18 protein-coding genes are annotated in these 23,257 nt (G+C 57.2%); 8 read left to right on the top strand and 10 right to left on the bottom strand.

Annotated elements, in window-relative coordinates; genetic code table 11:
- The first annotated feature begins 320 nt into the window (after positions 1–320).
- From ACI0FJ_RS10225 to ACI0FJ_RS10215, 3 genes are all read left to right on the top strand, one after another.
- Complete coding sequence (locus ACI0FJ_RS10225) at positions 321–1,169, top strand: universal stress protein (RefSeq protein WP_424302729.1); 849 nt, start codon at positions 321–323, stop codon at positions 1,167–1,169.
- A 17-nt stretch (positions 1,170–1,186) separates the two neighbouring features.
- Entirely contained in the window at positions 1,187–3,082 is a 1,896-nt protein-coding gene (locus ACI0FJ_RS10220) for a chloride channel protein (protein WP_424302727.1), read from the top strand.
- Positions 3,083–3,183: 101 nt separating this feature from the next.
- A complete protein-coding gene (locus ACI0FJ_RS10215; RefSeq protein ID WP_424302724.1) occupies positions 3,184–3,444 on the top strand; it encodes a hypothetical protein in 261 nt (86 codons plus the stop codon).
- On the opposite strand, the gene ACI0FJ_RS10210 is transcribed toward ACI0FJ_RS10215, so the two are convergent.
- The 6 genes from ACI0FJ_RS10210 to ilvD all read right to left on the bottom strand — a co-directional run bounded on the left by ACI0FJ_RS10210 (position 3,445) and on the right by ilvD (position 11,100).
- Complete coding sequence (locus ACI0FJ_RS10210) at positions 3,445–4,392, bottom strand: glycosyltransferase family 1 protein (protein ID WP_424302721.1); 948 nt, start codon at positions 4,390–4,392, stop codon at positions 3,445–3,447.
- 241 nt (positions 4,393–4,633) lie between these two features.
- The gene (locus ACI0FJ_RS10205; RefSeq protein ID WP_424302719.1) at positions 4,634–5,716 is read right to left on the bottom strand and encodes an N-acetylneuraminate synthase family protein; all 1,083 of its coding nucleotides are present in this window, start codon (positions 5,714–5,716) and stop codon (positions 4,634–4,636) included.
- A gap of 2 nt (positions 5,717–5,718) precedes the next feature.
- The gene (locus ACI0FJ_RS10200; RefSeq protein ID WP_424302717.1) at positions 5,719–6,333 is read right to left on the bottom strand and encodes a winged helix-turn-helix transcriptional regulator; all 615 of its coding nucleotides are present in this window, start codon (positions 6,331–6,333) and stop codon (positions 5,719–5,721) included.
- Positions 6,334–6,369: 36 nt separating this feature from the next.
- Entirely contained in the window at positions 6,370–7,803 is a 1,434-nt protein-coding gene (locus ACI0FJ_RS10195; protein ID WP_424302715.1) for an FAD-binding protein, read from the bottom strand.
- A gap of 746 nt (positions 7,804–8,549) precedes the next feature.
- A complete protein-coding gene (locus ACI0FJ_RS10190; RefSeq protein WP_424302712.1) occupies positions 8,550–9,299 on the bottom strand; it encodes a class I SAM-dependent methyltransferase in 750 nt (249 codons plus the stop codon).
- A 133-nt stretch (positions 9,300–9,432) separates the two neighbouring features.
- Positions 9,433–11,100 carry a dihydroxy-acid dehydratase gene (gene ilvD / locus ACI0FJ_RS10185; protein ID WP_424302709.1) on the bottom strand — a complete coding sequence of 556 codons (1,668 nt, stop codon included), beginning with the start codon at positions 11,098–11,100 and terminating at the stop codon, positions 9,433–9,435.
- 453 nt (positions 11,101–11,553) lie between these two features.
- Here ilvD and ACI0FJ_RS10180 point away from each other — a divergent pair, with 453 nt between their 5' ends.
- From ACI0FJ_RS10180 to rlmN, 5 genes are all read left to right on the top strand, one after another.
- Positions 11,554–12,810, top strand: a complete 1,257-nt coding sequence (locus tag ACI0FJ_RS10180) for a [FeFe] hydrogenase, group A (RefSeq protein WP_424302706.1) — start codon at positions 11,554–11,556, stop codon at positions 12,808–12,810.
- A gap of 16 nt (positions 12,811–12,826) precedes the next feature.
- A complete protein-coding gene (locus tag ACI0FJ_RS10175) occupies positions 12,827–13,174 on the top strand; it encodes an iron hydrogenase small subunit (protein ID WP_424302703.1) in 348 nt (115 codons plus the stop codon).
- A gap of 352 nt (positions 13,175–13,526) precedes the next feature.
- Positions 13,527–13,784: a TM1266 family iron-only hydrogenase system putative regulator gene (locus tag ACI0FJ_RS10170; protein ID WP_424302700.1), complete on the top strand. Its 258-nt coding sequence runs from the start codon at positions 13,527–13,529 to the stop codon at positions 13,782–13,784.
- Between the two features lie 174 nt (positions 13,785–13,958).
- Positions 13,959–15,338, top strand: coding sequence for a trehalose 6-phosphate synthase (locus tag ACI0FJ_RS10165; protein ID WP_424302698.1), 1,380 nt, complete (start codon positions 13,959–13,961; stop codon positions 15,336–15,338).
- Positions 15,339–15,419: 81 nt separating this feature from the next.
- Positions 15,420–16,466, top strand: coding sequence for a 23S rRNA (adenine(2503)-C(2))-methyltransferase RlmN (rlmN, locus tag ACI0FJ_RS10160; protein WP_424302695.1), 1,047 nt, complete (start codon positions 15,420–15,422; stop codon positions 16,464–16,466).
- 326 nt (positions 16,467–16,792) lie between these two features.
- Here rlmN and ACI0FJ_RS10155 read toward each other — a convergent pair whose 3' ends face one another.
- From ACI0FJ_RS10155 to ACI0FJ_RS10140, 4 genes are all read right to left on the bottom strand, one after another.
- A complete protein-coding gene (locus ACI0FJ_RS10155; protein WP_424302693.1) occupies positions 16,793–18,925 on the bottom strand; it encodes a methyl-accepting chemotaxis protein in 2,133 nt (710 codons plus the stop codon).
- Positions 18,926–19,228: 303 nt separating this feature from the next.
- Entirely contained in the window at positions 19,229–20,377 is a 1,149-nt protein-coding gene (locus ACI0FJ_RS10150; RefSeq protein ID WP_424302691.1) for an HD-GYP domain-containing protein, read from the bottom strand.
- A gap of 204 nt (positions 20,378–20,581) precedes the next feature.
- Entirely contained in the window at positions 20,582–21,358 is a 777-nt protein-coding gene (locus ACI0FJ_RS10145) for a tetratricopeptide repeat protein (protein ID WP_424302689.1), read from the bottom strand.
- Between the two features lie 366 nt (positions 21,359–21,724).
- Positions 21,725–23,194 (bottom strand): GGDEF domain-containing protein, encoded by a 1,470-nt coding sequence (locus tag ACI0FJ_RS10140; RefSeq protein WP_424302686.1) that lies wholly within the window; start codon positions 23,192–23,194, stop codon positions 21,725–21,727.
- Positions 23,195–23,257 lie beyond the last annotated feature (63 nt).

Genomic DNA, 23,257 nt, shown 5'->3' with positions numbered 1-23,257 from the left:
AGACCGCCGGGAACGGCGGGGGGCCTTGCGGCATTTGGGCCGAAACAACGGCATTCAGCCTGCCCGCCGGTATGTGTCGCTTTTAAGCGGAGAGCGACACTAGCCCAATTCCCCGCGACTTACAATGTAAGAGGCGGCGTGAGCAGGCTGGCGCCGGAAGGGGATGCCGCCACTTCTGGCTGCCCCGTGGGTGCGCGGTGGGCAACCGCCAGGAAACCGTGTTCGTTGCGCCCGATTTTCCGCCCCCCATGGACGTTGCAGGGCAAAGACTATACACTTGGAAAGAGAGATAGCCTTCAGCCATTCACGGAGTTCGCTGCATGGAACCACGTCTTTTGCACATTTTCCGAAATACCCCGCTGGGCCGAGAAACATTCCTGCAAAGTCTCTATTTTTGCAAAACTCTCAATGTAGGCCTTACCGTCTATATACCCAAATCCAGAAAATTTCTCATGTACTTCGAGTACGACGCAGTGGAGGTGGAGCTGGACCCTTCGTATCTGGCCGACCCGGAAAGCATGGAACCCCATGTGCACCAATTGCTTGAGGGGCATGATTTTTCCTGCTCTCTGCTGTACAGCGACGAGTTTACGGCTACCAACCTGCCCGACGTGCCCACGGATTTTCAGTTCATGTGTTCTCCCCGGGTTATGGCCGACCAGTCCAGCAAGATCGCCCTTGGCAAGATAGGTTCCAAGGTACGCGGCATTCTCAAGACAGCCCATTTCCCTCTGCTTATTCCCAGCCAGGTGTTCAAACCATGGACCAGTGTCATGGTCATGTTCGGCGGGTCGAAAAATGCCGTAAAATCCCTGGAACTGGGCATGCGCATCAGCCGCAACAGCCGCCTTCCCCTGGACGTGTTCACCCAGGCGGATGGGAAGGGACGGGAATATTACGAGGACATCATGGAGCACAACGGGCTGAGCTGCGGCGAGGCTCCGGTGCGGAATTGGCATTTTTTCGACCAGGGCGAATTTGTCAGCAATCTGTACGCCGTGCCCCATGACGCCCTGGTGATTATGGGGGCGTATGGCCACGGACTTATCCGCGACGTGGTTTTCGGCAGCAAGATGGAGCTGGTCCAGTCCACCATGCCCAACAACCTGCTTATCGCCGGACCGAATTTCCAGGTGCAGCCCTGGTGTAACCCCGCTTTGGAAATCTGAAAGCGAGCCGAAATATTATGAGCCAGACCTCCGCTACTCTTCATCGCGCTCTTCATGCTCCCGCCGGACTCAAGCGCACTGGCAAATGGTTGTTTCTGTTCATACTCATCGGCGTAATCGCAGGCGGTGGGTCCATTCTTTTCCATACACTCTGCGATTACGGCATGCGCTACTTCATGGATGGAATGGCCGGGTACAGGCCGGTGGGCCCGGCTGGTGAACACGCCCTGCTTGCGCCGTCGAACACCCCCTTCAACCGTTGGGTGCTGCTCATTCTTCCCGCTTTGGGGGGAATCGTCAGCGGCTGGCTGGTCTATACCTTTGCGCCGGAGGCCGAGGGCCACGGCACGGATGGCGCCATAGACGCCTACCACAACAAGGGCGGCATCATCAGGGGCCGGGTGCCCTTCATCAAGACCATTGCCTCAACGATAACCCTGACAACAGGCGGTTCTGGCGGACGCGAAGGGCCGATAGCCCAGATCGGTGCCGGGTTCGGCTCGTTTCTGGCCACACGTCTCAAATTGTCCGCGCACGAACGGCGCATCATGTTGGCGGCTGGTGTGGGCGCGGGCGTGGGCAGTATTTTTCGCGCACCTCTGGCCGGGGCGCTTTTTGCCGCCGAGGTGTTGTATTCGGACGCGGATTTCGAGTCGGACGTGCTTATTCCCGCGGGCATTTCCTCCGTGGTGGCCTACTGCCTGTTCTGTCTGGTCTTTGGCTGGGGCGCGTTGTTCAAGGCCCCGGACTTTCAGTTCACCAATCCGCTGGAACTCGGCCCCTACGCCCTGTTGGCCCTGGTTCTGGTGGCAGGCGGGTATGTCTACACCAAAGTGTTCTATTCCGTGCACGGGACCTTTAAAAAGTTCAAGGCGGTGCCCAACCATATCAAGCCCGCAATCGGTGGCCTGCTGACCGGTATGATCGGGTTCTATCTGCCCGAAACCCTGGCCTTCGGGTACGGCATCGTGCAGAAGGGCATTTTGGAGCAGGCTCCGCTCACGCTGCTGCTGGGCGTGGCCTTGGGCAAGATTTTCACCACCGCCTTTACCATCGGTTCCGGCGGCAGCGGTGGCGTGTTCGGCCCGTCCATCGTCATCGGCGGCGCATTGGGCGGGGCCGTGGGCAAGATTTTCCAGATGTTCGCCCCGGACCTCATTCCGCATACCGGGCCGTTTGTCATTGTGGGCATGGCCGGATTTTTCACCTCTGTTTCGTCCACTCCGGTCTCCACCATTATTTTTGTCAGCGAGATGACCAACTCCTATCATCTGCTCCTGCCTTCCCTGCTGGTCTGTTTTCTTTGTCACCAGCTGTCCACGCGGTTCAGCATCTACAGCGAGCAGGTGCCCAACAAATTCGCTTCCCCGGCCCATGCCGGAGAAGTGCACGTGGACATTCTGCAGGCGTACAGGGTCAAGGATCTGGACAACCGTATCCGTTGGGTGGCCACGGTTCCCGAAGATATGGACTTCGGCAGTTTCAAGGAACTGTATTCCAAGACAAACCAGCATTATTTCCCTGTGGTCAATGACGAGGGCAAGCTGACCGGCATTTTTTCCATCAATGACTTCAGGAGCATTTTGTTCGAGTCGGCCATTGTTCATCTTATTCTGCTCAAGGATATCGCCATGACCGACATCATTACGGTGCGGCCCAGCGAAGACCTCAACTCGGTGATGAACAAGTTCACCCAGCGCAATATCGACAGCCTGCCCGTGGTGCGCGAAGACGACCCTTCGGTATTGATGGGCATGCTCGGGCGTCGCGAGGTGATCGATTTCTACAATACCCGGCTTAAGGAGGTACGCCCGGAACTGGCCCGATCCTTGGGAACCACCACGTCCCAATATGTAAATCCGGTAAAGGCCCCGGAAGGCGTCAAAGGCGACTCTGAGCCTTTGGGCGAATAGAAACCTGGTTTATACGGGGCTTTTGCAAGAGTGGTTAAATCTGGACGTGGATTGCCGTAATGGCATATAGCCATGGCAAGAAAAACTGTTTTGAGGTGCATATGGACGCAGAAAAGAACGCATCGGGCGTGGCTGACCTTTTTTTCAAGATAGCGCTCGCGTTGGCTCTCGGCTGGCTCATGGTGATGGGGTTCCAGGGGTATATCTGGATGCGTACCGACAATTGGATGCCCATCCCCTTTGGCAATACGGAATATTCTCTGACAGGCATTCTGGCGGTGGGTGCGGTGGTGTTTTATCTGCTGCGCTGGGCCGTGGACCGCATACCGAAGCGGTCTCCGCAGGATAAAAGCGGCGACTGATCAGGCGGTGTAGAAGTCGGCCAGTCGCTGCGCCACTTTGCGTTCCGACCAGGCCGTTTCCATAAAGCGGCGCGAGGCCCGGCCGATTTCGCGTATCCTGTCGGGATCGTTGGCCAGATTGTACAGGGTCTTTTCCAAGGTCTCCGGCGAGGCCGTTACCCAGGGAAGTTCCTCCACACCGGAAAAATCGCGCACATGGCCTGCGCACCAGTCATCCAGCCCGGCCACGACGGCCAATCCCTGCGATAATCCTTCCAAACTGCTTACTCCGTAATACCCCTGCATATGGTCGAACAGAATGTGACAGCGCCGTTTGCGTCGCAGACATTCGCTGTGCGGTACGTCGTCGATCATATCCAATAGGGGATGAACGCCTTGTGTTTTCAGGCCGTTCAGAGCGCGCAACAGGTCATCGGTGTTCTTGAGGTCTTTTCGCGTGGGCGAGTGGGCTATGCGCAGCGGATCGTCCGGCTTGCCGCCCATGGGCAGCAGCAGGGGATCGTTGTTGGGCACCAGATTGGGCTGCCAGGTGGCCTCCGGGAGCAGGCGCAGCAGGTCGGGCGTGCTGACCAGAAGTTTGGTGCGGCCCAGCTGGGCGTACTTTTTACTGTATTTTCCCGGATTGCCGCGAAAGTCGGGATGGCCGTGATGGTGGTGGACGATGCGTTTGCCCCGCATGTAATCCGCGGGCAGAAATGGCCCGAAGCGCAAGGTCTCGTCCGCAGTCATGTGAAAATGAAAGATGTCCGAGGTTTCAAGCAGATATTCCACCTCGGCCAGGCCGGTTGCATCCAGGTCCGGGACGTGCAGATCCTTTTCCCAGGAGTGGGTGTATCTGGTTTCCAGCGTCACCACCCGGCAGGTGTGTTCGGTATGGCGGTTCAGGGCATTGGCAAAGGCAATGGCCGTTCCGGCTGGGTCGTTGATCGCCAGCATCAATATGCGCATGCAGTGTCCTTTGGTACGCGCCTGTTTTTTGCCCGGCCGTGTGCAAATCCAGACTTCACGCGATAGATCCCGCTCGACAGATTTCATTCCGCAGGCCTCGTTCAGCAGGCCTCACGCAACATATCTTGAAAAAACTGGCCCGGCGACTCAGCGGCGACCGGCGGCTTTTCAATTTCTCCGGCCGAGGTGTCCGAAACTGGCCCAATACGGGGGCCGCATACGGGGCTGCGTATAGGGCGGTTTAGGCCGACCTGGTTTTAAGGCAGCGCAGTTCTCCGAACATGTCGTCCATGAGCAGGGTGTCCGCCGCGATATCGCAATTGGTCTTCTTGCCGATTATTTCGTCCCAGCGCATGGGATTGATACCCGTGCCGGGGCTCTTCACGGTAAGATGCTGCTCTGTAATGCGGGTTCCAGCGGGAATGTCCACGGCGGAGACAATGCTTTTGCGCAGTTTCTTGGCCGATCCGGCTTCCTTGTCCGTGACGCATTTATCGCGAATCTGCATGGCCTGCTCGATGTCGCGGATCATGCCGACAAGTTCCTTCAGCTGCGAAGGCTCCAGAGACGCCTTGTGATCCGAGCCGGGAAAGAGCTTGTTCAGGGTGAAGTGGCGTTCCACCATGCATGCGCCGCGTGCCGCAGCTGCCAGGCTGGGTGCCAGCCCCTGTTCGTGGCCGGAATAGCCCACGGGCAGGTTGTAGCGTTCGGCCAGGGCATGCATGACGGGCAGCCCGACTTCCTCGTTGGGGCAGGGGTAGGAGCTGTTGCAATGCAGCAAAATGATGTCGTCGTGATAGGCCCTCAGTTCCTTGACGGCAAAGTCGATCTGATCCCAGTCGCTCATGCCCGTGGAGGCCACGACCGGAACGTTCATCTCGCCGATGGAACGCAGCAGGGGGGTGCAGATGAGGTCGGCGGAGCAGACCTTCATCAGTTCCACGCCAAGGTCTTTCATCTGGTCGATGCTTATCTGGTCCCAGGCGGAGGCGAAAAAGACCATGCCCAGCTTTTCGGAAAGGTCCTTGACCACGGCCATCTCGTCGATGCTCAGCTCCAGAGCGTCGCGGTGTTCTCCGTAGGTGGGGCCGAAACTGTTGGGACCGGTGTAGGGGGCGCAAAGTCCATCACGTGTGAGCAGGGACGGTGTGTGCCGTTTTTGGAATTTGACGGCGTCAGCCCCGGATTCCGCCGCCGCGTAGACCATTTCCTTGGCCATCTCGAGCTTGCCCTGGTGGTTGTTGCCGACTTCGGCAACTACGAAGCAGGGATGTCCCTGACCAATGCATGCGCCGGAAGAAAGCCTGATGGTTTTGGTATTCATGCTCACAACCTTATGATGTTGAAGGTTTGTTGTGCCTGGAACTTGAGGCAATGCTCGTAAATTTCTTCCTGTTTGCCGAACGATGTGATGATTACCGCATCACACCGTATATGGGCCAATACCTCGGGGGAGGCTATGATGTGGCCGAAAAACGGCTCGCCCTGTTTTTGGGGATCGTTATCCACCACCGTGGCGATTCTGAAATTCGTGTCTTTAAGGGCGTTGTATACGATCTCGCAAGTCTCCGAGGCTCCGAAAAGGGCCAGGGTGGTCGCGCCGTTTTTGTGCAGGTCTTCAAACTTGGAGAGCAGCGATTGCTTGAGCGAAGAGTAAATTCTCACTATTTCAGCACAATATTGGCCCATCATCTGATTACGAGCTGTCTCGCCCTTTGCGGTGAGCTGGTACTCGAAGCATTTTCCGTTGATGGGGATGGGGTTGACCAGCCCTCCGGCCTGCAAATCCTTTATATACTTATTGACCATTGCGCCGCTCAGGTCGGCCTTGGTCCCCAGTTCGTTCTGACTGGTGCGCCCCGAGGTGTGGATACCTTCCAGCAGGGACAAGACGCGGGTGTCTTTTCCAGGCTTGAAAAAATTATAGGGGGTCGCACTCATGGCAAGGCTCCGTTTATACACCGTTCATCCACTAGGTTAGTTATTTACGGCAAAGGCTCTCAATAACGTCAATCCCGTATCCAGGGCAAGTCTTGCCTTCCAATCCTTTACCGTCCGTTGCCTCCGGACTGCCTCGTTACACAGAAAACCTGTTTCTTTCCTTGCATATCCGGGTACGCAGCGTTGCAGCGCCCAGGCCAGCCAGTGTTTTTCCCGGCGGTATTCGGCGTCATCTTCGATTTGTTGGTCCGAATCCCGAATCACTAACCCAGTTATTGTTTTATCGGACGGACCCATGGAAAACTTTAATCGGGCGGCAGCATGGCGTCCTGCCCGTTCTCCGAAGACCTGCGTGGCCAGAACCATGGCTCCGCCCACGCGGTTGGCTCCATGCATGCCGGAGGCGCATTCGCCGCAGGCATACAGGCCGGAAATATTGGTTGCGCCAGTGGCGTCTATGAGTGCGCCGCCGTTTCCGGCATGGGCCATGGGAGCTATCTCGAGCCAGCCACGGTCCGGGTCGTGCACCTGTGCGGTGCCTTTGGGCCCAAGCCTGTCCAGCAGGTATCTGTCCAGGCGTGCGTCCTCAAGCCCGTGTCCGTAGGGACAATGGGCCGCGCGCGGGACAGCCAGTTCGCGCAGTTCGTCTGGCAGGGCGGATTCATTGCCGTTTTGCGCCCGGACGAGTGCGCCGTTGAGGCCCAGCCGTTGGATGGGCCAGAAGGCACGGGTTTGGGTCTCGGCCCACATGAATTGCATGAAGCCCTGGTTGACCAGCCGGACACCGGCCCGTTGCAAAAGAGCCAGGGAAAAACCTGGATTTTGGGGACCTGCCTGGCTGAAGGCGAACAGCGGGGCCGAACCGCCCAAGGCCATGATGACGGCCTGGGCTCGTACGGCAAGCAGCCGTCCGTCGGGTGCATGGTGGAGCAGGGCTCCGTGAACGCGCTGGCCGTCCGTATCGGTCAACAGGTCGCGAACCATAAACCCGGTGAAGAATTTTCCGCCCAGGGAAGTCACCTTGTCGGCAAAGCGGTGATAAATGCGTCCCAGCCTGGTGAATACAACTGCCCGGCGCGAGTTTGGGCTGAAGCAGCCGGAAAATCGTTGCGGGTCGCCATTGGCGTCCGTCTTGAACTCGATGCCGAGTTCTGCCAGATCGTCGAACCGGTCGCGGCTTTCACGGGCCATTATGCGCACCAGGGACTCATCCACGTGGCCCTGAAGGGCCGCGGCCTTCACATCCGCCACCAGGGCGTCTTCGTCATGGGAGCATTGGCAAACCTGCATGCCCAGCATGTTGTTTACATTGGAAAATGACGATCCCGAAGGCCCCGGTCCCGGACGGACCACTGCCACGCGGCTGTCCGGAGCCTGCTGCAAGGCTCCCCAGGCTGCGCGCAGTCCGGCCAGACCTGCTCCCAGGACGAGAATGTCAACTTCCTGGCATGTGGGCTCGGTGTGCGTCATTGCTTGTTCTCCGGCGTATTCTCAAGGCTCTGGCGGTCAAAGAAACCGGCAGAATTGTTACTGCGGAGAATAAACAAGCAAAAACGATGCCGTCCCAGGTTGCCGGGAAAATCACGATAGCTGCGTTACTGCAGCCAATTCACGTCTTTCTGAGCAGCCTGGATATTCGGCAGTATAATGAATATATCAGCTTGAATTATATAATAAAAAGTTCTGGAAGGGGGAGCGCAGGGGAAAACCTCTTTCAAGAGGTTTCAGGCTGCTGAAAAAAGCACGATGGCAGCGTTACTTCGAGATTTTCAAATCCTTGCGTATCAGGAAATACGCGTTTGCCTTGAAAATTTCTCGAGCCGTCCCAGGTTGCCGGGAAAATCACGATAGCTTCGTTGCTGCAGCCAATTCAAGCCGCTCGTGTACACGAAGAGTACACTTCGCGTTTAAATTGGCCTTGCGTCTTGCTCTCGTACCTTTCGCGACAACCTGGAGATTTTGATTCTGTAGGGTGGGGCTATCTGATTTAAATAATAAAAAGTTCTGGAAGGGGGAGCGCGAGGGGAAAAACCTCTTCAGGCTGCTGATAAAGGCCTGATACCTGCGTTGTTTCAAAAGGCCCAAATCCTCGCGTATCAGGAAATACGCGTCGGCCTTGGGTCTTTCTCACGCCTTGTTCTCACGCCTTTCTGAGCAGCCTGATTGAGCGGAAGATGAAATCACACCATTCCCCTTGCTCCTTCTTTAAACTATTTTTACCCAGCGTAGGGCTTGGGCTCTGTGGACATGGAGTAGATGGGGGTGAAGGGTGCCTCGTTCACAAGGTCGAAGCGTGTCATGGCAAAGGCGCCCACCCAGGCGGGCAGGATGGGGTAGTTGAGGCAACGCGAGTACCAGCGGTCCTTCCATGTGGATTCGGGACCGGCCAGCACGGACGCGGATTTGTGGGGCCGCCAGCCCGCGGCCTGGACGAGCAGGTCGAGCACCTGGCTGCTTCCCAGCCAATCGGCCTGGCGCAGGGTGTTCTTTTTGTCGGCTGAGCCGGAGCGGCGCACATCCATAAGGTAATGCAGGGAAAAGCGGTTGAGAAATCCGACAAGCACGCCTTTTTTGGCTACGCGCACGGCCTCGCGCACGGCCATTTCCTTGTCTTTACAGAATTCGAGAACGGTCATGAGCACGGCATAGTCGAACTGGTTGTCGTCAAAGGGCAGGTGTTCGGCGTGCCCCAGGTGCAGATCGGCCCGGCAGCCGAGCTTTTGGCGGGCGGCCGCAAGCATGGCGGGGGAAGCGTCCAGACCGGTGACGTCGAAACCGGACTCCCAGAAAACCTGGAGAAAGATGCCGGGACCGCAGCCGATATCAAGCAGGGTGTGGCCGCGTCTGCGCCAGCCCGCGACCATATGGCGGTAGAGCTTCAGCTCCCGTTCAAAGGCGAATTTGCCGGAGGGAGTAGTGAACCAGTTCTCGTAGTTTTTTACGGCGTCGTGGCTATTGGCCCACATGGGCTCCTCCGGGAGTGGCCGGGGTTGGATGGTGTTGGGACGGAATGCTGAAGGTTTTTGGGGCAATCCGTCCTTGCAGGAGGGAGAACGGTCCGGCAGGCCTGAGGGCTGCCGGACCGTTTAACAGGCTGAATCAGTCTTCCAGAACCGCGCCCTGGGCTGCCGACGTGACCATGCGCATGTAGCGGCGCAGGAAACGGGATTTGATTTCCTTGGTCTTGGGCGTGTACGCGGCGCGGCGGCGTTCGAGTTCGGCTTCGTCCACAAGGAGTTCCAGCTTGCGGGCAGGGATGTCGATCTGGATTTTGTCGCCTTCCTGTACCAGGCCGATGATGCCGCCGGAGGCCGCTTCGGGCGACACGTGGCCGATGGCCGCGCCGCGCGTGCCGCCGGAGAAACGGCCGTCGGTGATAAGGGCGACTTGGGTATCCAGGCCCATGCCCGAGATGTTGGCCGTGGGCGAGAGCATTTCGCGCATTCCGGGGCCGCCGCGCGGTCCTTCGTAGCGGATGACGATGACGTCGCCGGGCTTGATCTTGTCGTCCAGAATGGCCTGGTTGGCTTCTTCCTCGCCGTCGAAAACGCGGGCGACACCGGTGCGCTGCATCATTTCCGGGGCAACGGCAGACTGTTTGACCACAGCGCCGTCGGGAGCCAGATTGCCGCGCAGGATGGCGATGCCGCCTTCCTTGCTGTACGGATTATCGATGTTGTGGATGACCTCGGGGTTCCTGTTTTTGGCTTTGAGCGCCTTGAGGTTTTCACCCAGGGTCTTGCCGGTGGCCGTGATGACGTCGGTACGGAGCAGCCCCTTGGAGTCCAGTTCGGACATGACCGCGGGAATGCCGCCGGCTGCATGCAGTTCCTCAAGATGGTGAGGCCCGGCAGGGGAGAGGCGACAGAGGTTCGGCGTCTTGCGGCTGATGGTGTCGAAAATGTCCAGGGAGAGGTTGAGCTCTGCCTCGTGAAAAATGGCGGGCAGGTGGAGCACCGTGTTGGTGGAGCAGCCCAGGGCCATGTCCAGGGTGACGGCGTTGGCCAGGCTGTCCTCGGTGACGATGTCGCGCGGGCGGATGTTTTTTTCCAGCAGATTCATGACGGCCATGCCCGCGGACTTTGCAAGGCGGATGCGTTCGGCGGAGTGGGCCGGGATGGTGCCGTTGCCGGGCAGGGCCAGTCCCACGGTTTCGGAAAGGCAGTTCATGGAGTTGGCCGTGAACATGCCGGAGCAGGAACCGCAGCCGGGGCAGGCGCATTTTTCCATTTCCGAAAGTTCCTCATTGTCCATCAGGCCTCTGCGGACGCGTCCCACGGCCTCGAACACGGTGATCAGGTCGGCGGGCTGGCCGCCTTTGGCACCGGCAAGCATGGGGCCGCCGCTCACCAGCACGGCCGGGATGTTCAGGCGCAGCATGCCCATGAGCATGCCGGGCACGATCTTGTCACAGTTGGGGACGAGCACCAGGGCGTCGAAAGGATGGGCCGTAGCCATCAATTCCACGGAGTCGGCGATTATTTCGCGGCTGGGCAGGCTCATGTGCATGCCTTCGTGGTTCATGGCCAGACCGTCGCACACGCCTATGGCCGGGAATTCCATGGGAGTTCCTCCGGCGGCGCGCACGCCGGCTTTCACAGCGGCGGTGATGCGGTCCAGATGGACGTGTCCGGGGATGACTTCGTTGAACGCGTTGACCACGCCCACCAGGGGACGGGAGATTTCTTCGTCTGTAAGCCCCAGTGCGTAGAGCAGGGAGCGGTGGGGAGCTCTTTCGAGTCCCTTTGTCATTTTATGGCTTCGCATGCCTTTATCCTCCAGAAATGTTTGTTGGATGCTTTTGTGCGCATAGTCCGGCCGGGATGCGGCACAGGGCCGGGCTGAGTTTGCGTCGTGCTGTCCGGTGGGCCGTGGACCGGCCAAGCAGCCGGAGGGCGGGTAGTTTTGTCCGGACAGGACGTGTCTGCGGGATGTGGACTCATCCTGCACCCCGATTCGTACAATCTTGCCGGGAAAGGAGCAAGAGGGAGTGGATGGACGGCGAGAATTAATTTGTAGCACTGTTTTTAATTTCAATCCCTTGACAGGATATTTTATTTGGTATTAACCGCATATAGTAATACCAAATTTAAAATCTTATTCATGTTACGTAACCCGAGGAGGTGACGCATGTCAGGATGCCGGGCCAAGGCTGCGCCTGGAGCGCAACCAGTGGCACCAGTGGACCTATCTGCAATTCAACCCGACAAGGAGGGCACCATGAAAGACATGGAAGGCGTGTTGTATCAGACCAATGCGCCCAAAGGGGTGGACCCGGACAATATCTATTTTGTTCAGGTGGACCCCAAAAAATGCGAGGCCTGCGGAAACTGCGAGGAAGTTTGCGGTACCGGGGCCATCCAGGCCATAAATGACGAGGGCATCCATGCGGTAGTGAACCCCGCCGCCTGCATGAACTGCGGCCAGTGTCTCGTCAACTGCCCCTACGGCGCCATTTACGAAGGCGTATCCTATGTGGATGAGATCTTTGAAAAGATCAAAGATCCCAATACGGTGGTCGTTTCCATGCCCGCACCGGCCGTTCGTTACGGTCTGGGCGAATGCTTCGGCTATTCCACCGGCACGTACGTGGGCGGACAGATGCATGCGGCGTTGCGCAAACTGGGCTTCGACCTGATTTACGACAACGAATGGACCGCCGACGTGACCATCATGGAAGAAGGCACGGAGCTCATCCAGCGCGTGAAGGAACAAGGCAAGCCCGACGCCCGTCCGCTGCCGCAGTTCACTTCCTGCTGCCCGGGCTGGGTCAAGTTCGTGGAGACCTTTTATCCCGATCTGCTGCCCAACATGTCCAGCTGCAAATCGCCCATCAGCATGCTTGGCCCTCTCTCCAAAACCTACGGCGCGCATGAGTCGCACACACCGGCCAAGAAAATGTACACGGTGTCCATCATGCCCTGTATCGCCAAAAAATACGAAGGCATGCGCCCGGAAATGCAGGACAGCGGATTCCGCGACATTGATGCCACCATCAATACGCGCGAACTCGCCTATATGATCAAGAAAGCAGGCATTGATTTCCGCAGCCTGCCTTCACAGAAGCCCGACCGCGAACTGGGTGAGTCCACGGGCGCGGCAACCATCTTCGGCTGCTCCGGCGGCGTTATGGAAGCTGCCCTGCGCCTGGGCTACGAAGTCCTTTCCGGCGAAAAATTGAACGATCCGTACATCAAGGCCGTGCGTACGCATGAGGGCGTGAACGAAGCAACGGTTGCCATCCCCAACTTCGGGGAAGTCAAGGTGTGCGTCATCAGCGGCCTGGCCAACACCATTCCGGTGCTGGAACAGATTCGTCGCGGTGAATCCCCGTATGCGTTCATCGAAGTCATGGCCTGCCCCGGCGGCTGCGTGAACGGTGGCGGACAGCCATTGGATCCCGAAATCCGGGCGTCCTACGTCAGAAGCATGATCGCCCGCATCAACAAGCGCTACAGAATGCGCTCCATGGCCTAAAGGAGGGCATCATATCATGAAATTGCTTCACCTTACCCGTCGTGGCTTTTTGAGGGCCACCGGACTGGCCTGCGGCTATGCCGTGCTGGGCCTGAACATGACCAAGGAAGCCGTGGCTGCTGCCATGGAGTTTGTCGCAAAACGCCAGGAGAAAGTGTACGAGGCGGACAGCGACGACAAACTGTACGAATACAAGAAGTCGCAGGACAACCCCATGATCGTTGCCCTGTACGACAAGCAGGACGGATTCCTGCACGAAGGTCCCTGCGGCCATATGTCGCACCATCTGCTGCATACCCATTATGATGATCGCAGCGCAGCTGTTAAGGCGCTGAAGGCCAAGGGTATCAAGCTCGCCCTGTAGTCCCGTCCATTTCCCCGAACTCCTGCGGCAAGGAAGCGTCTGAAGCCAAGGGGGGGAGGCGGATTTCCCGAATCCTCACTGTTTTTTTATCAGAGAACTTTTACTGAAATGTGTCCTTAAAGTGTTATCTTTTCTTGACATGTAACACTTATACACATAGAAAATTTCCATTGAACACCTTCATGACGAGGATCTGCCTGCGGGAAGGATGCGTCTGCACTTCAGGGTGGGATTCTCCGAGGGGCTTTTGCGTCCTCGGCTCATCCCTTCCGGCAGAACAGGACCTGCATGGCAGTTCCGGTTTTGTTCCCTTTTTCCACAAGCGGATTTTCAAACCCATTGGAGTTTTGCCATGGATAATGCGGCAGGCGAAAAGCGTCTTGGCGTCATCGGCATTGTGGTCAAGGAGCGCGAAGCCTTTGCGCCCAAGGTCAATGAAATACTCAGCCGCCACGGTCAGGCCATCATCGGGCGCATCGGGTTGCCGTACAAGGACCGGGGCGTCAGTGTCATCAGCCTTATCGTGGAAGCCACCACGGACGAGGTCGGGGCCATTACCGGCCGCCTTGGGATGATCGAAGGGGTGCAGGTCAAGTCGCTTCTGGTGTAACCAAACACGTCAGAAGCAGGAAAAGGCAGGCCTTTGCAGGCTGCCGGTTTCCTCCACTTTGGGAAAATCAGCCCCGTCCAGGGGGAAGAGAGTCCGGCAACGCCGGTGCCGCGCAAAGGAATGTTTGCCATGCATGTCGGGCTTTTGCATGGAATGGTATTTGGGATGTTATTTTTGCACTGCAACTTGCCGGAAAAAGGGCAACCCGATACTATTGAACCGGACGTGAAAATCCCCGTTGCCCGGCCCGGTCCTTTCGGCTACGGCGTTTTGGCGCGGGAAGGAGCTGCACCCATGCAAGGAGAGGCCCGTACACGGGACGGGGTCCTGACATTGTCCGGTTTTTACCTGCTTATGGAAGGTGTGGCCGCGGTACGGCGCAGGCTCACCCTTGCCGTGCTCAACGGCGGGGAACCGTCGAGGGCCGACATCCGGACATTGGAAACCGCCCTGGAAGAGCTGGAGCGCCTTCCTCAGCAAGAGGGGCGTTTTCAGGTGGCCGTGAAAAGTGGGGCTGGGCCTGATAAATCGGGGACGGACAGAGCTGGGACGGACTGGTTGGGCCTGGACCTGGAATACGAGATAGGCGAACTGGCCAAGGACCTGACGTACCTGCGCGACGGCGAGGACGCCCTGGTCGGGTACATGGCCGCATCTTTGCCCGAGCTGGCGAGCGAGGTCGAAACCCTGGCCGAGTATGTGGGCGAGGAGTATTACGCCTGTTTTTTCACGGACCGGGACGGCACGGTCAACAACTACTGCGGGCACTACCGCTCGTCCATCCAATCCATATACAACGCCGTGTTTCTTACACGGTTTTCGGCCACACACTGCAAGCGCGCGGTCATGCTCACGTCCGCTCCCCTGGCGTCCGCCAACAACGGGGGCGGCCTGACAGACGTCAATGTCATGCCCATGGGCCGCTACATTCTGGCCGGATCCAAGGGGCGGGAATTTGTGGATTTGAACGGCCGTCGCGGAGCCTACCCGGTGGAACCGGACAAGGAAGCCTTGCTGATGCTGCTCAACTCCCGTCTGCAAAAAATTCTGCGGGAACCCGGCATGGAAATTTTCGGGATGATCGGGTCGGGGCTGCAGTTCAAGTTCGGGCAGACCACGCTGGCGCGGCAGGATGTGAACAAAAGCATTTCCCCGGACCGTTCGCGTGCTTTGCTGAGCCGGGTTTCCGATCTGTTGCGCCATCTCGATCCCGCCGGAACCATGCTGCGCATCGAAGACACCGGGCTGGACATTGAAATCATCCTTACGGTTCAAGGGGAGAGTGGGCTCAAGGATTTCGACAAGGGCGATGCTGTAACGTTTTTGGACAGCATGTTGAACTTGGACATGGCTACAGGGCCCAATCTGGTTTGCGGGGATACATGCAGCGATCTGCCCATGTTGGCCGCGGCCATCAAGCGGTGCCGCCAGACAAAGAGCATTTTCGTCACCACCGACCCCGACCTCAGGGAGAAGGTGCGCAAGCTGCTGCCCGGCGCAGCCTTTGCCTCGTCGCCCGACGTGCTGGTGACCTGCCTTGGCGTCTACGCCTGAGCCCGTCGCCTTGACAGAACATCCGTCAGGGAATAGGCGCGCATTGTAAATATTTCGTGCCGTTAAAACCACCAGGAACATATGAATCCGAATCTGCTTGATTTTTCATTGGAAGAGCTGAAAGATTTTATCAGCTCCGTTGGAGAACCGCCCTTTCGGGCAGCACAGCTGTGGCAATGGCTGTGGCAAAAGGGCGTGACCGATTTTGCGGACATGACCAACCTGTCCAAGACCTTTCGGGCCAAGCTTGGAGAAGAGGCTTCGGCCATCCTTCCGGAAGTGGCCGAGGTGCTGACCAGCACGGACGGGACCATCAAATTTCTGTTGCGCATGAGCGACGGGGAACTGGTGGAAACCGTTCTCATCCCCGAACCCACGCACTACACCCAATGCCTCTCCACGCAGGCAGGCTGCGCCATGGCCTGCACCTTTTGCAGCACCGGCACCATGGGCTGCGCGCGCAATCTTACCCATTCCGAAATGGCTGGGCAGGTTGTGGTGGCGCGCAACTATCTGCGCGACATGCAAATGGAATCCAAAAGACTGCGCAATTTGGTCTTTATGGGCATGGGCGAGCCCATGCTGAACATGGAGACTCTCATCAAGAGCCTGCGCACCATCCACGACGACAGCGGGCTTGCCATCGGCGCGCGCCGATGCACCGTTTCCACCGTGGGTATTCCCGGCACGCTGGAGGAGTTCGGACGCCACGACATGGCCCTGCTGGCCGTGAGTCTGCACGCCCCCACCCAGGAGCTGCGCGAACGCATCATGCCCAAGGCGGCCCGGGCCTATCCCCTGGACCAGCTCATGGACGACCTGCGCACCTACCCTGTGCGGCCACGCGAGCGTGTTACCCTGGAATACGTGATGCTGCGCGGTGTGAACGACAGCCTGGGCCATGCCCGCGAATTGGTCCGCCTGCTTTCCCGGCTCAAGTGCAAGGTCAACCTCATTGCCTACAACCCCGGCCGCACCAGCCTGTACAAGGCGCCACAACCCGAAGACGTTACCGCTTTTTCCGAATATCTTTGTTCAAAGGGCATGACCTGTACCCTGCGTAAGTCCAAGGGGCAGGATATTGCGGCGGCGTGTGGACAGCTCGCCAATCAGTCTCAAGGCAGCTGAAAAAGGCACGATAGCAGCGTTGCTGCGAAAAATAGAACTCGCTTGTGTACAATAAGAGTACACGTCGCGATTCAATTTTTCTGGCGCCTTGCTCTCGCACCTTTTTGAGCAGCCTTGTGATGATGACCGCGCGATTTTTGTCCCCGGCTTCGTTGCATTTGGTTTCGCTGCGCGGCGGGCGGCTGAAAAAAACACGATAGCGGTGTTGCTGCGAAAAATTGAACTCGCTTGTGTACAAGAAGAGTACACGTCGCGATTCAATAACAAAAAACCGCGGCCTGGAAATTACATCCGGGCCGCGGTTTTTTGTTATTTTTGCTCGCAGGTTACGATTGCCGCATGTCGCTCACCATTCCGCCGAGCTGGCTGGCAAGGGCGGCCAGTTCGGTAATGGCCTGGGCCGACTGCCCCATGGCGTCTGCGGTTTCGTTGGAAATCCTGTTGATTTCTTCCACGTTGCGGCTGATTTCCTCGCTGGCTGCGGACTGTTCTTCCGAGGCGGTGGCAATGTTGCGCACCTGGTCTGCCGTAGTGTCCACTATGCGCACGATGCTATGCAGGGCCTGTCCTGCTTCCGAAGCCAGGTCCGTGCTTTCCTGCACTGCGTTTTCCGCCTCGCGCATTCCCTGCACATTGGTTGCTGTGGCCTGCTGGATGGAGGTGATGGCTTCGCCCACTTCCTTGGTGGCCTGCATTGTCTTTTCCGCCAGCTTGCGGACTTCGTCTGCGACCACGGCGAATCCGCGCCCGGCATCGCCTGCCCGTGCAGCTTCGATTGCGGCGTTAAGAGCCAGCAGGTTGGTCTGGTCGGCAATGTCGGTGATGACCGTCATAACCTTGCTGATGCCTTCCACCTGGCTGCCGAGGGTGTCTATATCTGCTGTGAGCTCTTCGGTTTTTCCCCGAATCGTTTCAATGGCTCCTACCACCTGCTCCACTATTTTTTCGCCGTTCTGGGCATTGTTTTTGGCTTCTTCGGCGCTGGATGCGGCGTTGGATGCGTTGTGGGCCACTTCCATGACCGTGGCGTTCATCTCTTCCATGGCGGTGGCGGTTTCCGTGGTCATGGTGCGTTGTTCGTCGGCGCCTCTGCTGGACTGTTCCACCTGGGCGGAGAGTTCTTCGGCCGCCGAGGAAAGGCGGTCGACAACAGCGGCGGTTTTTTCTGCCGCGGCAATAATTTTGCGTTGGTTTTCCCGGACTTCGGTCTGGTCGAGGACGACTTCGAAAGCGCCTTGCACCTCGCCGTTGTCAGCCATTATGGGGATGGCGATGTAGTCGATATCCAGGTTGGCCACGCCGCCGGGGTTGGCGTGTGTTTGGGAGTTGCGTTTTGTCCGGTCTCGCATGGCCAGGGTGCAGGCGCATTGCTTCGACTGGCAGTCGCCCGTGCGGAAGTGGTCGTAGCATTTGGTTCCACGCAGTTTGTCGGGCGTTGTTCCGCCCACGGCGGCCCCGGCCGTGTTCATGTACAAGATGTTGTATTTGTTATCGATGGCCATGACCGGAGTGGGCAGGTTGTCGAAAAATCCAACCAGCGAATCGGCCAGGCTGTTGGAATCATGAATGAACTGCCTGAAATCGCCGGGGAATTTATCCACTTGTCCGCGTTGCAGCAGGTGGCCGTTCTGGATGGATTGGGAAACGTGTTCCAGTTCTTCGAGAGCGCTGTTCAGGGTGTTGATCATCTCTTGCATGGAGCGGGCCACGTGGCCGATTTCATCCTTGCGGCTTGTTTCGAGCTGCTGCCCGAAACTGCCACGGGCCAAGGCCGAAACAGACTGGACCATGCGCTTGAGGGGACGGGTGATGGAAAAAGTGATGGACACTCCCAGCAGAGCGGCCAAAACAAAGGCCGCCAAGATAACGAGGGTCATATTTTTTCCCACGCTTTTGAGATTGGCCAGGGTTTCTTCGGAAACCGACTGCAGCATTTCCTTGCCCGCCAGGGCCATCGTATCAATGCCGGATTCCAATTCGTGGGCGGCGTCCTTGTAAGGGTCCATCAGGGCGTCGGCCTGGTTGGGCGTGAGCGTCTGGTCCTTTAGAGCGCGATCCAACACCTTGGATAATCCGTCGTAATAGTAGGCGTACTGGTCCTGTATTTCTGCTGCGATACGTTTTGTTTCACCGTCCAGATGAGGGTCTTCGGCAGTAAGTTTTGCCAGTTTGCTCAGCAAGGGGCGGATGATTGCCGATTGTTTCTTTATTTTCTCAATAAAGTTGGCCTGGACGTCGGGTTTGCCCATGTTAAGAAAAACCATTTTTGCATGCCGGTTGTGCAAAAGCATGGATTCCGTCACCCGGCACGTAGTCTGATAGTAGACAAAGTCGTCATTGATGAGTTCATTGACCGCATGGGATTGTCCGTCCAATGCCTGGTAGGCGTAAAAGCCCGTGGCCCCTACAAGCAACACCATGGCCAGAAAGCCGATTGCCAATTTGAGTTTGATGGTCATTTTCCCCTCCTGTGTGAATAAGAATGCGCGTGAATATTGACGGTTTCCCGTAGTATTAAAATGACTCTTTGACGTCTTGTTGCCATCCGAGGACATATACATGGGCATACATAAGAACTGCGTCATGGATTTCAATCCGAAAGTATGCCTTTGTTGCAAACAACTGATAGTATAAATACCTAAATAGTAGTTCTTAGTAAATAGGAATTTAACTAAAAGTTGCTCGCGCAACTAAAAATCGCTTTCCTGGATTGTACATCCAAAAAAAATGCGGACCATGGCCGACGGCAATGGTTCTTCGGCTCAGTTCACCAGTCGGTACACGTCAATCTTAAATTGAGCCGGATCAAGACAGTCCACAATGGAAAGTTTGGGGTTGGACTCAACCGCCGTGTCGACGATTTCCGGTGTCAGGGGGCGGAGCTTGCTGTCCAAAGCCACTTTGACACGGGGGGCGAGTGCCTGATCCGTATTTGTTTCGCAAACCACACCGTACCGTCCGTCGGAAAGGCGGACAAAGCTGCCAGGGGGATAAATCCCCATACACTTGATGAACCTTTCCACCAGGCCGGTGATGAAATCGTTCTCGCGGCGTTCGAACATGATGCGGAGAACATCGCGCGGGAGTTGGGCACTGCGGTAGCAGCGGTTGGATGTGAGGGCGTCGTAAACGTCTACAATGCCGATGATCTGGGCGAAAGTTGAAATATCATCTCCTGCCAGCCCCATGGGATAGCCGGAACCGTCGGCCCGTTCGTGGTGTTCCACAATGGCCCGCAGCACGCGTTGGTCCAGCCCGCTCTGGCTGGTCATCAGCTTGTACCCGTGCAGGGGGTGGGTCTTTATCTGCGCATATTCTGCAGGCGTAAAACGGCCTGGTTTGTTGAGCAGTTTTTCAGGAACAAGGGCCTTGCCCACGTCGTGATACAGTCCGGCCAATCCTATCAGGCGGAGCTCTTCCTCGTCCAGCCCCAGAAAGGAGCCGAAGGACATGCTCAGCACGGCGACGTTGATACAGTGGGTATACGTGTATTCGTCGAACCTGCGCAGTTTGGAAAGACTGCCCGCCGCGGTTCTGTTGCGCCGGACGCTTTGCATGAGTTTGTCCAGGAGTGGAAGGGATTGCTGGTAATCCACACCTTTGCCATGGCGGACATCTGCCATGAAGGAACGGGCATGGCGCAGGGTTTCCACATACAGCTTTTCGGCAACGTGCAGTTCCTGCTCGAAAGAAACGGTGTTTTGGGGCGGGGTGTCTTTGAAGCGGACATCGCAGCCGAGGCGTATGTCAATGAGCAGCTCATGGATGCGGCGCTCCTTGAGCTCCACAATCTGGTCCATGGTTTTGATGAAATATCCGAGTTCAACAAAAGGATCGTCAAAGGTGCCGGCTCCGTAGTTGACTACGAACATGCCGGGGCACAATTGGCCGAGACGAATCCTTTTGTGCATCTTAAATTCCTTGGCGAGAGGATCATAAATGCGGTTGGAGTTCAGGACTCCCGATTTCTATCTATAAATTACACAAATATTAAGGGGCCAGCAATCAGAGAGTTTGTTGTTTGGGGGCGTAGTCCGGGGGGAAAATCGCCATCGCCCTTATGGATCGGGGGGAAAGGGCATTCTGATTTTTTGAGGGAGGAAGGATGAAGGACGTTACTTGGGCATCTGCGCCAGGGCTGCGCGGACAAAGGGCATGACGTCGTCTCCGGGCGGAAGCAGCCGTTCCCGGGCCATGTACTTGAGGAATGATTTGGCTTCTCCGTGTGCGCTGTTGATCTCCAGGCAGATGCGCAGGTTGGCAAAGGCCGGGGCTCTGTCGCCTTTTTCAAAATGGGCGCGGGCAAGGTTGAGGTAGAGGTTCTCGTCCTTTTGCGTGAGTTCGATGGCCCGGTGGTAGTAGCGTATGGCCTCGTCGAACATCTGTTTCTTACGCAGGGCAATGCCGAATTCGTTGAACAGATGTTTGTGTTCGGGCAAAAAGGATTCCTGAAGCCCCACGAGTTTTTCAAACACATAGGTGGCTTTTCCCGCTTCGTTCTGGGCCAGGTAGACGAGTCCCAGGCCGAAGTTGGCCCGGATGTTGTCTTCGTCGATGGAAAGGATGCGTTTGTAGGCGATTTGGGCTTCGATGAGCTGGTCGGTCTGGCGGTATTGCTCGCCCATTATAAGGCGTTGGGTAACCTGCTGGTACCAGATTTCCGGCTCCAGGGTGAACCTTTTGAGAAAGTCGTTTTTTTCGAAGAATTCCTGCTTGCCAGATGGGATGAATTCGTCGTTGAGGACCTGTGTCTTGATTTTTCCCTGAGCATCTTCCTTGGCAAACCAGTAGATAAGGCTTTCGGTTTTAGGAGGAGTGGTTCCTGGACCAAGGGTGCTGTCCCGTCTTTGGGAGAAAATTCCGCGAATGCGGGTTGCTTGATCTTCCTGCATGGTTTCCTTTGCAACGTTGACATCACGGACACGCCCTGCTGCTGGATTGCAGATCGTAAGGTCAGTCCATTTTTTTGTTTGTAGTCCAATTTGTCATGCTTTGCAAAGCCGGAAGCCATGCGGGTTCCCATCTCTTTCCGTCAGGCTGCGGAAAAAGCGCAGGGGGCAAAAAACTTATTGCCGGGTGGTGAATTCAGGATCGACGATGGGTGCGAAGATTCGTCGGTCTTGCTTTTGTGGGGAAGTAACAACGAGAATGTGCCTTTGGCAGCAGCAAGGGGCCGGTTTTTTTAAGAACCGGCCCCTTGCTGGGAAAAATGCATGCCGTACCGCTGGCATTGGTGCGGCAGATGGCTGGGAAAGGCGCTATTGCATAGCGGTCTGGCTTTCGAATTTGTTGGAAAGACAAACCATGTTGCGGCCTTTGGACTTGGCGCGATACAGGGCTTCGTCCGCGTCCTTGATGAGCGTGTCCACCTTGCTCAGGCAGTCGGGGCTGATGCTGGCAACGCCGATGCTGACCGTTACCTGGATGGGCTTGCCCAAGTAGTCGAAGCGCTTTTTGGCAATGCGCTTGCGAAGCCGTTCAGCCAGCAACCAGGCCTTGTCTTCCGAGGTCTGGGGGAGCAGCACCACGAATTCTTCGCCGCCGTAGCGGGCCGTGAAGTCGGAAATGCGGAGGGTATCCGCCAGAACCATACCGATGCCGCGCAGAACCGCGTCTCCGGCCTGGTGGCCGTAGTCGTCGTTGATACGTTTGAAGTGGTCCAGGTCGAGCATCAGCAGGGAAAAATCGTGGCCATGGCGCTGGTGGCGTTTGACCTCTTCAGTCAGCCTTTCGTCGAAGCTGGCGCGGTTGTGGATTTTTGTCAGGCCGTCGTATTCGGCCTGGGTTTTGGCCTGTGTGTAGAGCAGGGCGTTTTTGAGGGCCAGGGCCAGGTGGTTTATGGCCGCGCGCATGGTCTGGACCTGATCTTTGGCCAGGCGGGTTCCCTTGGGCGAGCACAAGGCCAGACAGCCGAAATATTCATACCCGGTACGCAGGGGCATCACCACGGTTTCTTCTGCTTCCGGGCCCTGCAGCGGCGTATTGGAACCGCTGGAAGGCAGAAGGTCGAGACGGAAGTTCTTTACCGGAGCGGCCGCCAGGCGCACTGCGTTTTCCAGCAGATGATCCATCCATTCCTGACGCACGGAGCCGTCGGTATTGGGGCTTACCAGCAGTTCGGCTTCAATGCTCTCCGTGGCCGAGGGGCTCCAGAACACAGCCTGCAGGGCGCTGACCGGGAAGAGCAGGTTCATGTCTTCCTTTGCCCTGTTGAGAATGGTGCCGGGGTCCAGGGACTGCGAAGCGCGGGAAAGCATCTGGTTGAGAAAAAGAAGCTGATCTGTCTTGCGGGCCAGGAGTTCCCGTTCCAGAAGCACCTCGCGGGTCATGCGGAAAATATCAGAGTACAGGTGGTTGATTTCATCGGCCCGAAGCATGACTTCCCGAAGCTTTTCTTCGGAAAGGGGGGAGAGCACGGTGGTCAGGTAGCCTTTGTTCGCAGTTTCCTCAAAATCCGGGCCGTGAGATCCCGCTCCGACAACCAGGGCGCGCTGCGGCCCTTCCCAGTTGGCAAGGAAGTTTTCCTTGGCATCGGGCATCTGTGCATATGCCTTGTCGGATATCCATATAAGGTATGGTTCTTCTTCGTTATCAAAGCGTTCCGGGAGGTCTTCAAGGGGGATAGCCTTAAGATGATGACTTTCTCCAGCGGCCCGGGCTATTGCCTGAAAGTCCTGCTCTTCGAGTTCCACGGCCCACATAAGCCTGGAGTTTTTACCGCGCTGCATGCTCTTCTCCTGTCGTCGGGAACAATACCCCATAGAGTTTTCGGAAAAGATCAATGCAAGATC

Source organism: Desulfovibrio sp. 7SRBS1 (assembly GCF_049723905.1).
Taxonomy (GTDB): domain Bacteria; phylum Desulfobacterota; class Desulfovibrionia; order Desulfovibrionales; family Desulfovibrionaceae.
The sequence above is the reverse complement of the archived record's forward strand: the minus strand, read 5'-3'. Positions and strand labels throughout refer to the sequence as shown.

What these genes read in the sequence shown, in the direction of transcription:
- ACI0FJ_RS10225 (WP_424302729.1), top strand. Translation starts at nt 321, where the DNA reads ATGGAACCACGTCTTTTGCACATTTTCCGAAATACCCCGCTGGGCCGA.
- ACI0FJ_RS10220 (WP_424302727.1), top strand. Translation starts at nt 1,187, where the DNA reads ATGAGCCAGACCTCCGCTACTCTTCATCGCGCTCTTCATGCTCCCGCC.
- ACI0FJ_RS10215 (WP_424302724.1), top strand. Translation starts at nt 3,184, where the DNA reads ATGGACGCAGAAAAGAACGCATCGGGCGTGGCTGACCTTTTTTTCAAG.
- ACI0FJ_RS10210 (WP_424302721.1), bottom strand. Translation starts at nt 4,392, where the DNA reads ATGCGCATATTGATGCTGGCGATCAACGACCCAGCCGGAACGGCCATT.
- ACI0FJ_RS10205 (WP_424302719.1), bottom strand. Translation starts at nt 5,716, where the DNA reads ATGAATACCAAAACCATCAGGCTTTCTTCCGGCGCATGCATTGGTCAG.
- ACI0FJ_RS10200 (WP_424302717.1), bottom strand. Translation starts at nt 6,333, where the DNA reads ATGAGTGCGACCCCCTATAATTTTTTCAAGCCTGGAAAAGACACCCGC.
- ACI0FJ_RS10195 (WP_424302715.1), bottom strand. Translation starts at nt 7,803, where the DNA reads ATGACGCACACCGAGCCCACATGCCAGGAAGTTGACATTCTCGTCCTG.
- ACI0FJ_RS10190 (WP_424302712.1), bottom strand. Translation starts at nt 9,299, where the DNA reads ATGTGGGCCAATAGCCACGACGCCGTAAAAAACTACGAGAACTGGTTC.
- ilvD (WP_424302709.1), bottom strand. Translation starts at nt 11,100, where the DNA reads ATGCGAAGCCATAAAATGACAAAGGGACTCGAAAGAGCTCCCCACCGC.
- ACI0FJ_RS10180 (WP_424302706.1), top strand. Translation starts at nt 11,554, where the DNA reads ATGAAAGACATGGAAGGCGTGTTGTATCAGACCAATGCGCCCAAAGGG.
- ACI0FJ_RS10175 (WP_424302703.1), top strand. Translation starts at nt 12,827, where the DNA reads ATGAAATTGCTTCACCTTACCCGTCGTGGCTTTTTGAGGGCCACCGGA.
- ACI0FJ_RS10170 (WP_424302700.1), top strand. Translation starts at nt 13,527, where the DNA reads ATGGATAATGCGGCAGGCGAAAAGCGTCTTGGCGTCATCGGCATTGTG.
- rlmN (WP_424302695.1), top strand. Translation starts at nt 15,420, where the DNA reads ATGAATCCGAATCTGCTTGATTTTTCATTGGAAGAGCTGAAAGATTTT.
- ACI0FJ_RS10155 (WP_424302693.1), bottom strand. Translation starts at nt 18,925, where the DNA reads ATGACCATCAAACTCAAATTGGCAATCGGCTTTCTGGCCATGGTGTTG.
- ACI0FJ_RS10150 (WP_424302691.1), bottom strand. Translation starts at nt 20,377, where the DNA reads ATGCACAAAAGGATTCGTCTCGGCCAATTGTGCCCCGGCATGTTCGTA.
- ACI0FJ_RS10145 (WP_424302689.1), bottom strand. Translation starts at nt 21,358, where the DNA reads ATGCAGGAAGATCAAGCAACCCGCATTCGCGGAATTTTCTCCCAAAGA.
- ACI0FJ_RS10140 (WP_424302686.1), bottom strand. Translation starts at nt 23,194, where the DNA reads ATGCAGCGCGGTAAAAACTCCAGGCTTATGTGGGCCGTGGAACTCGAA.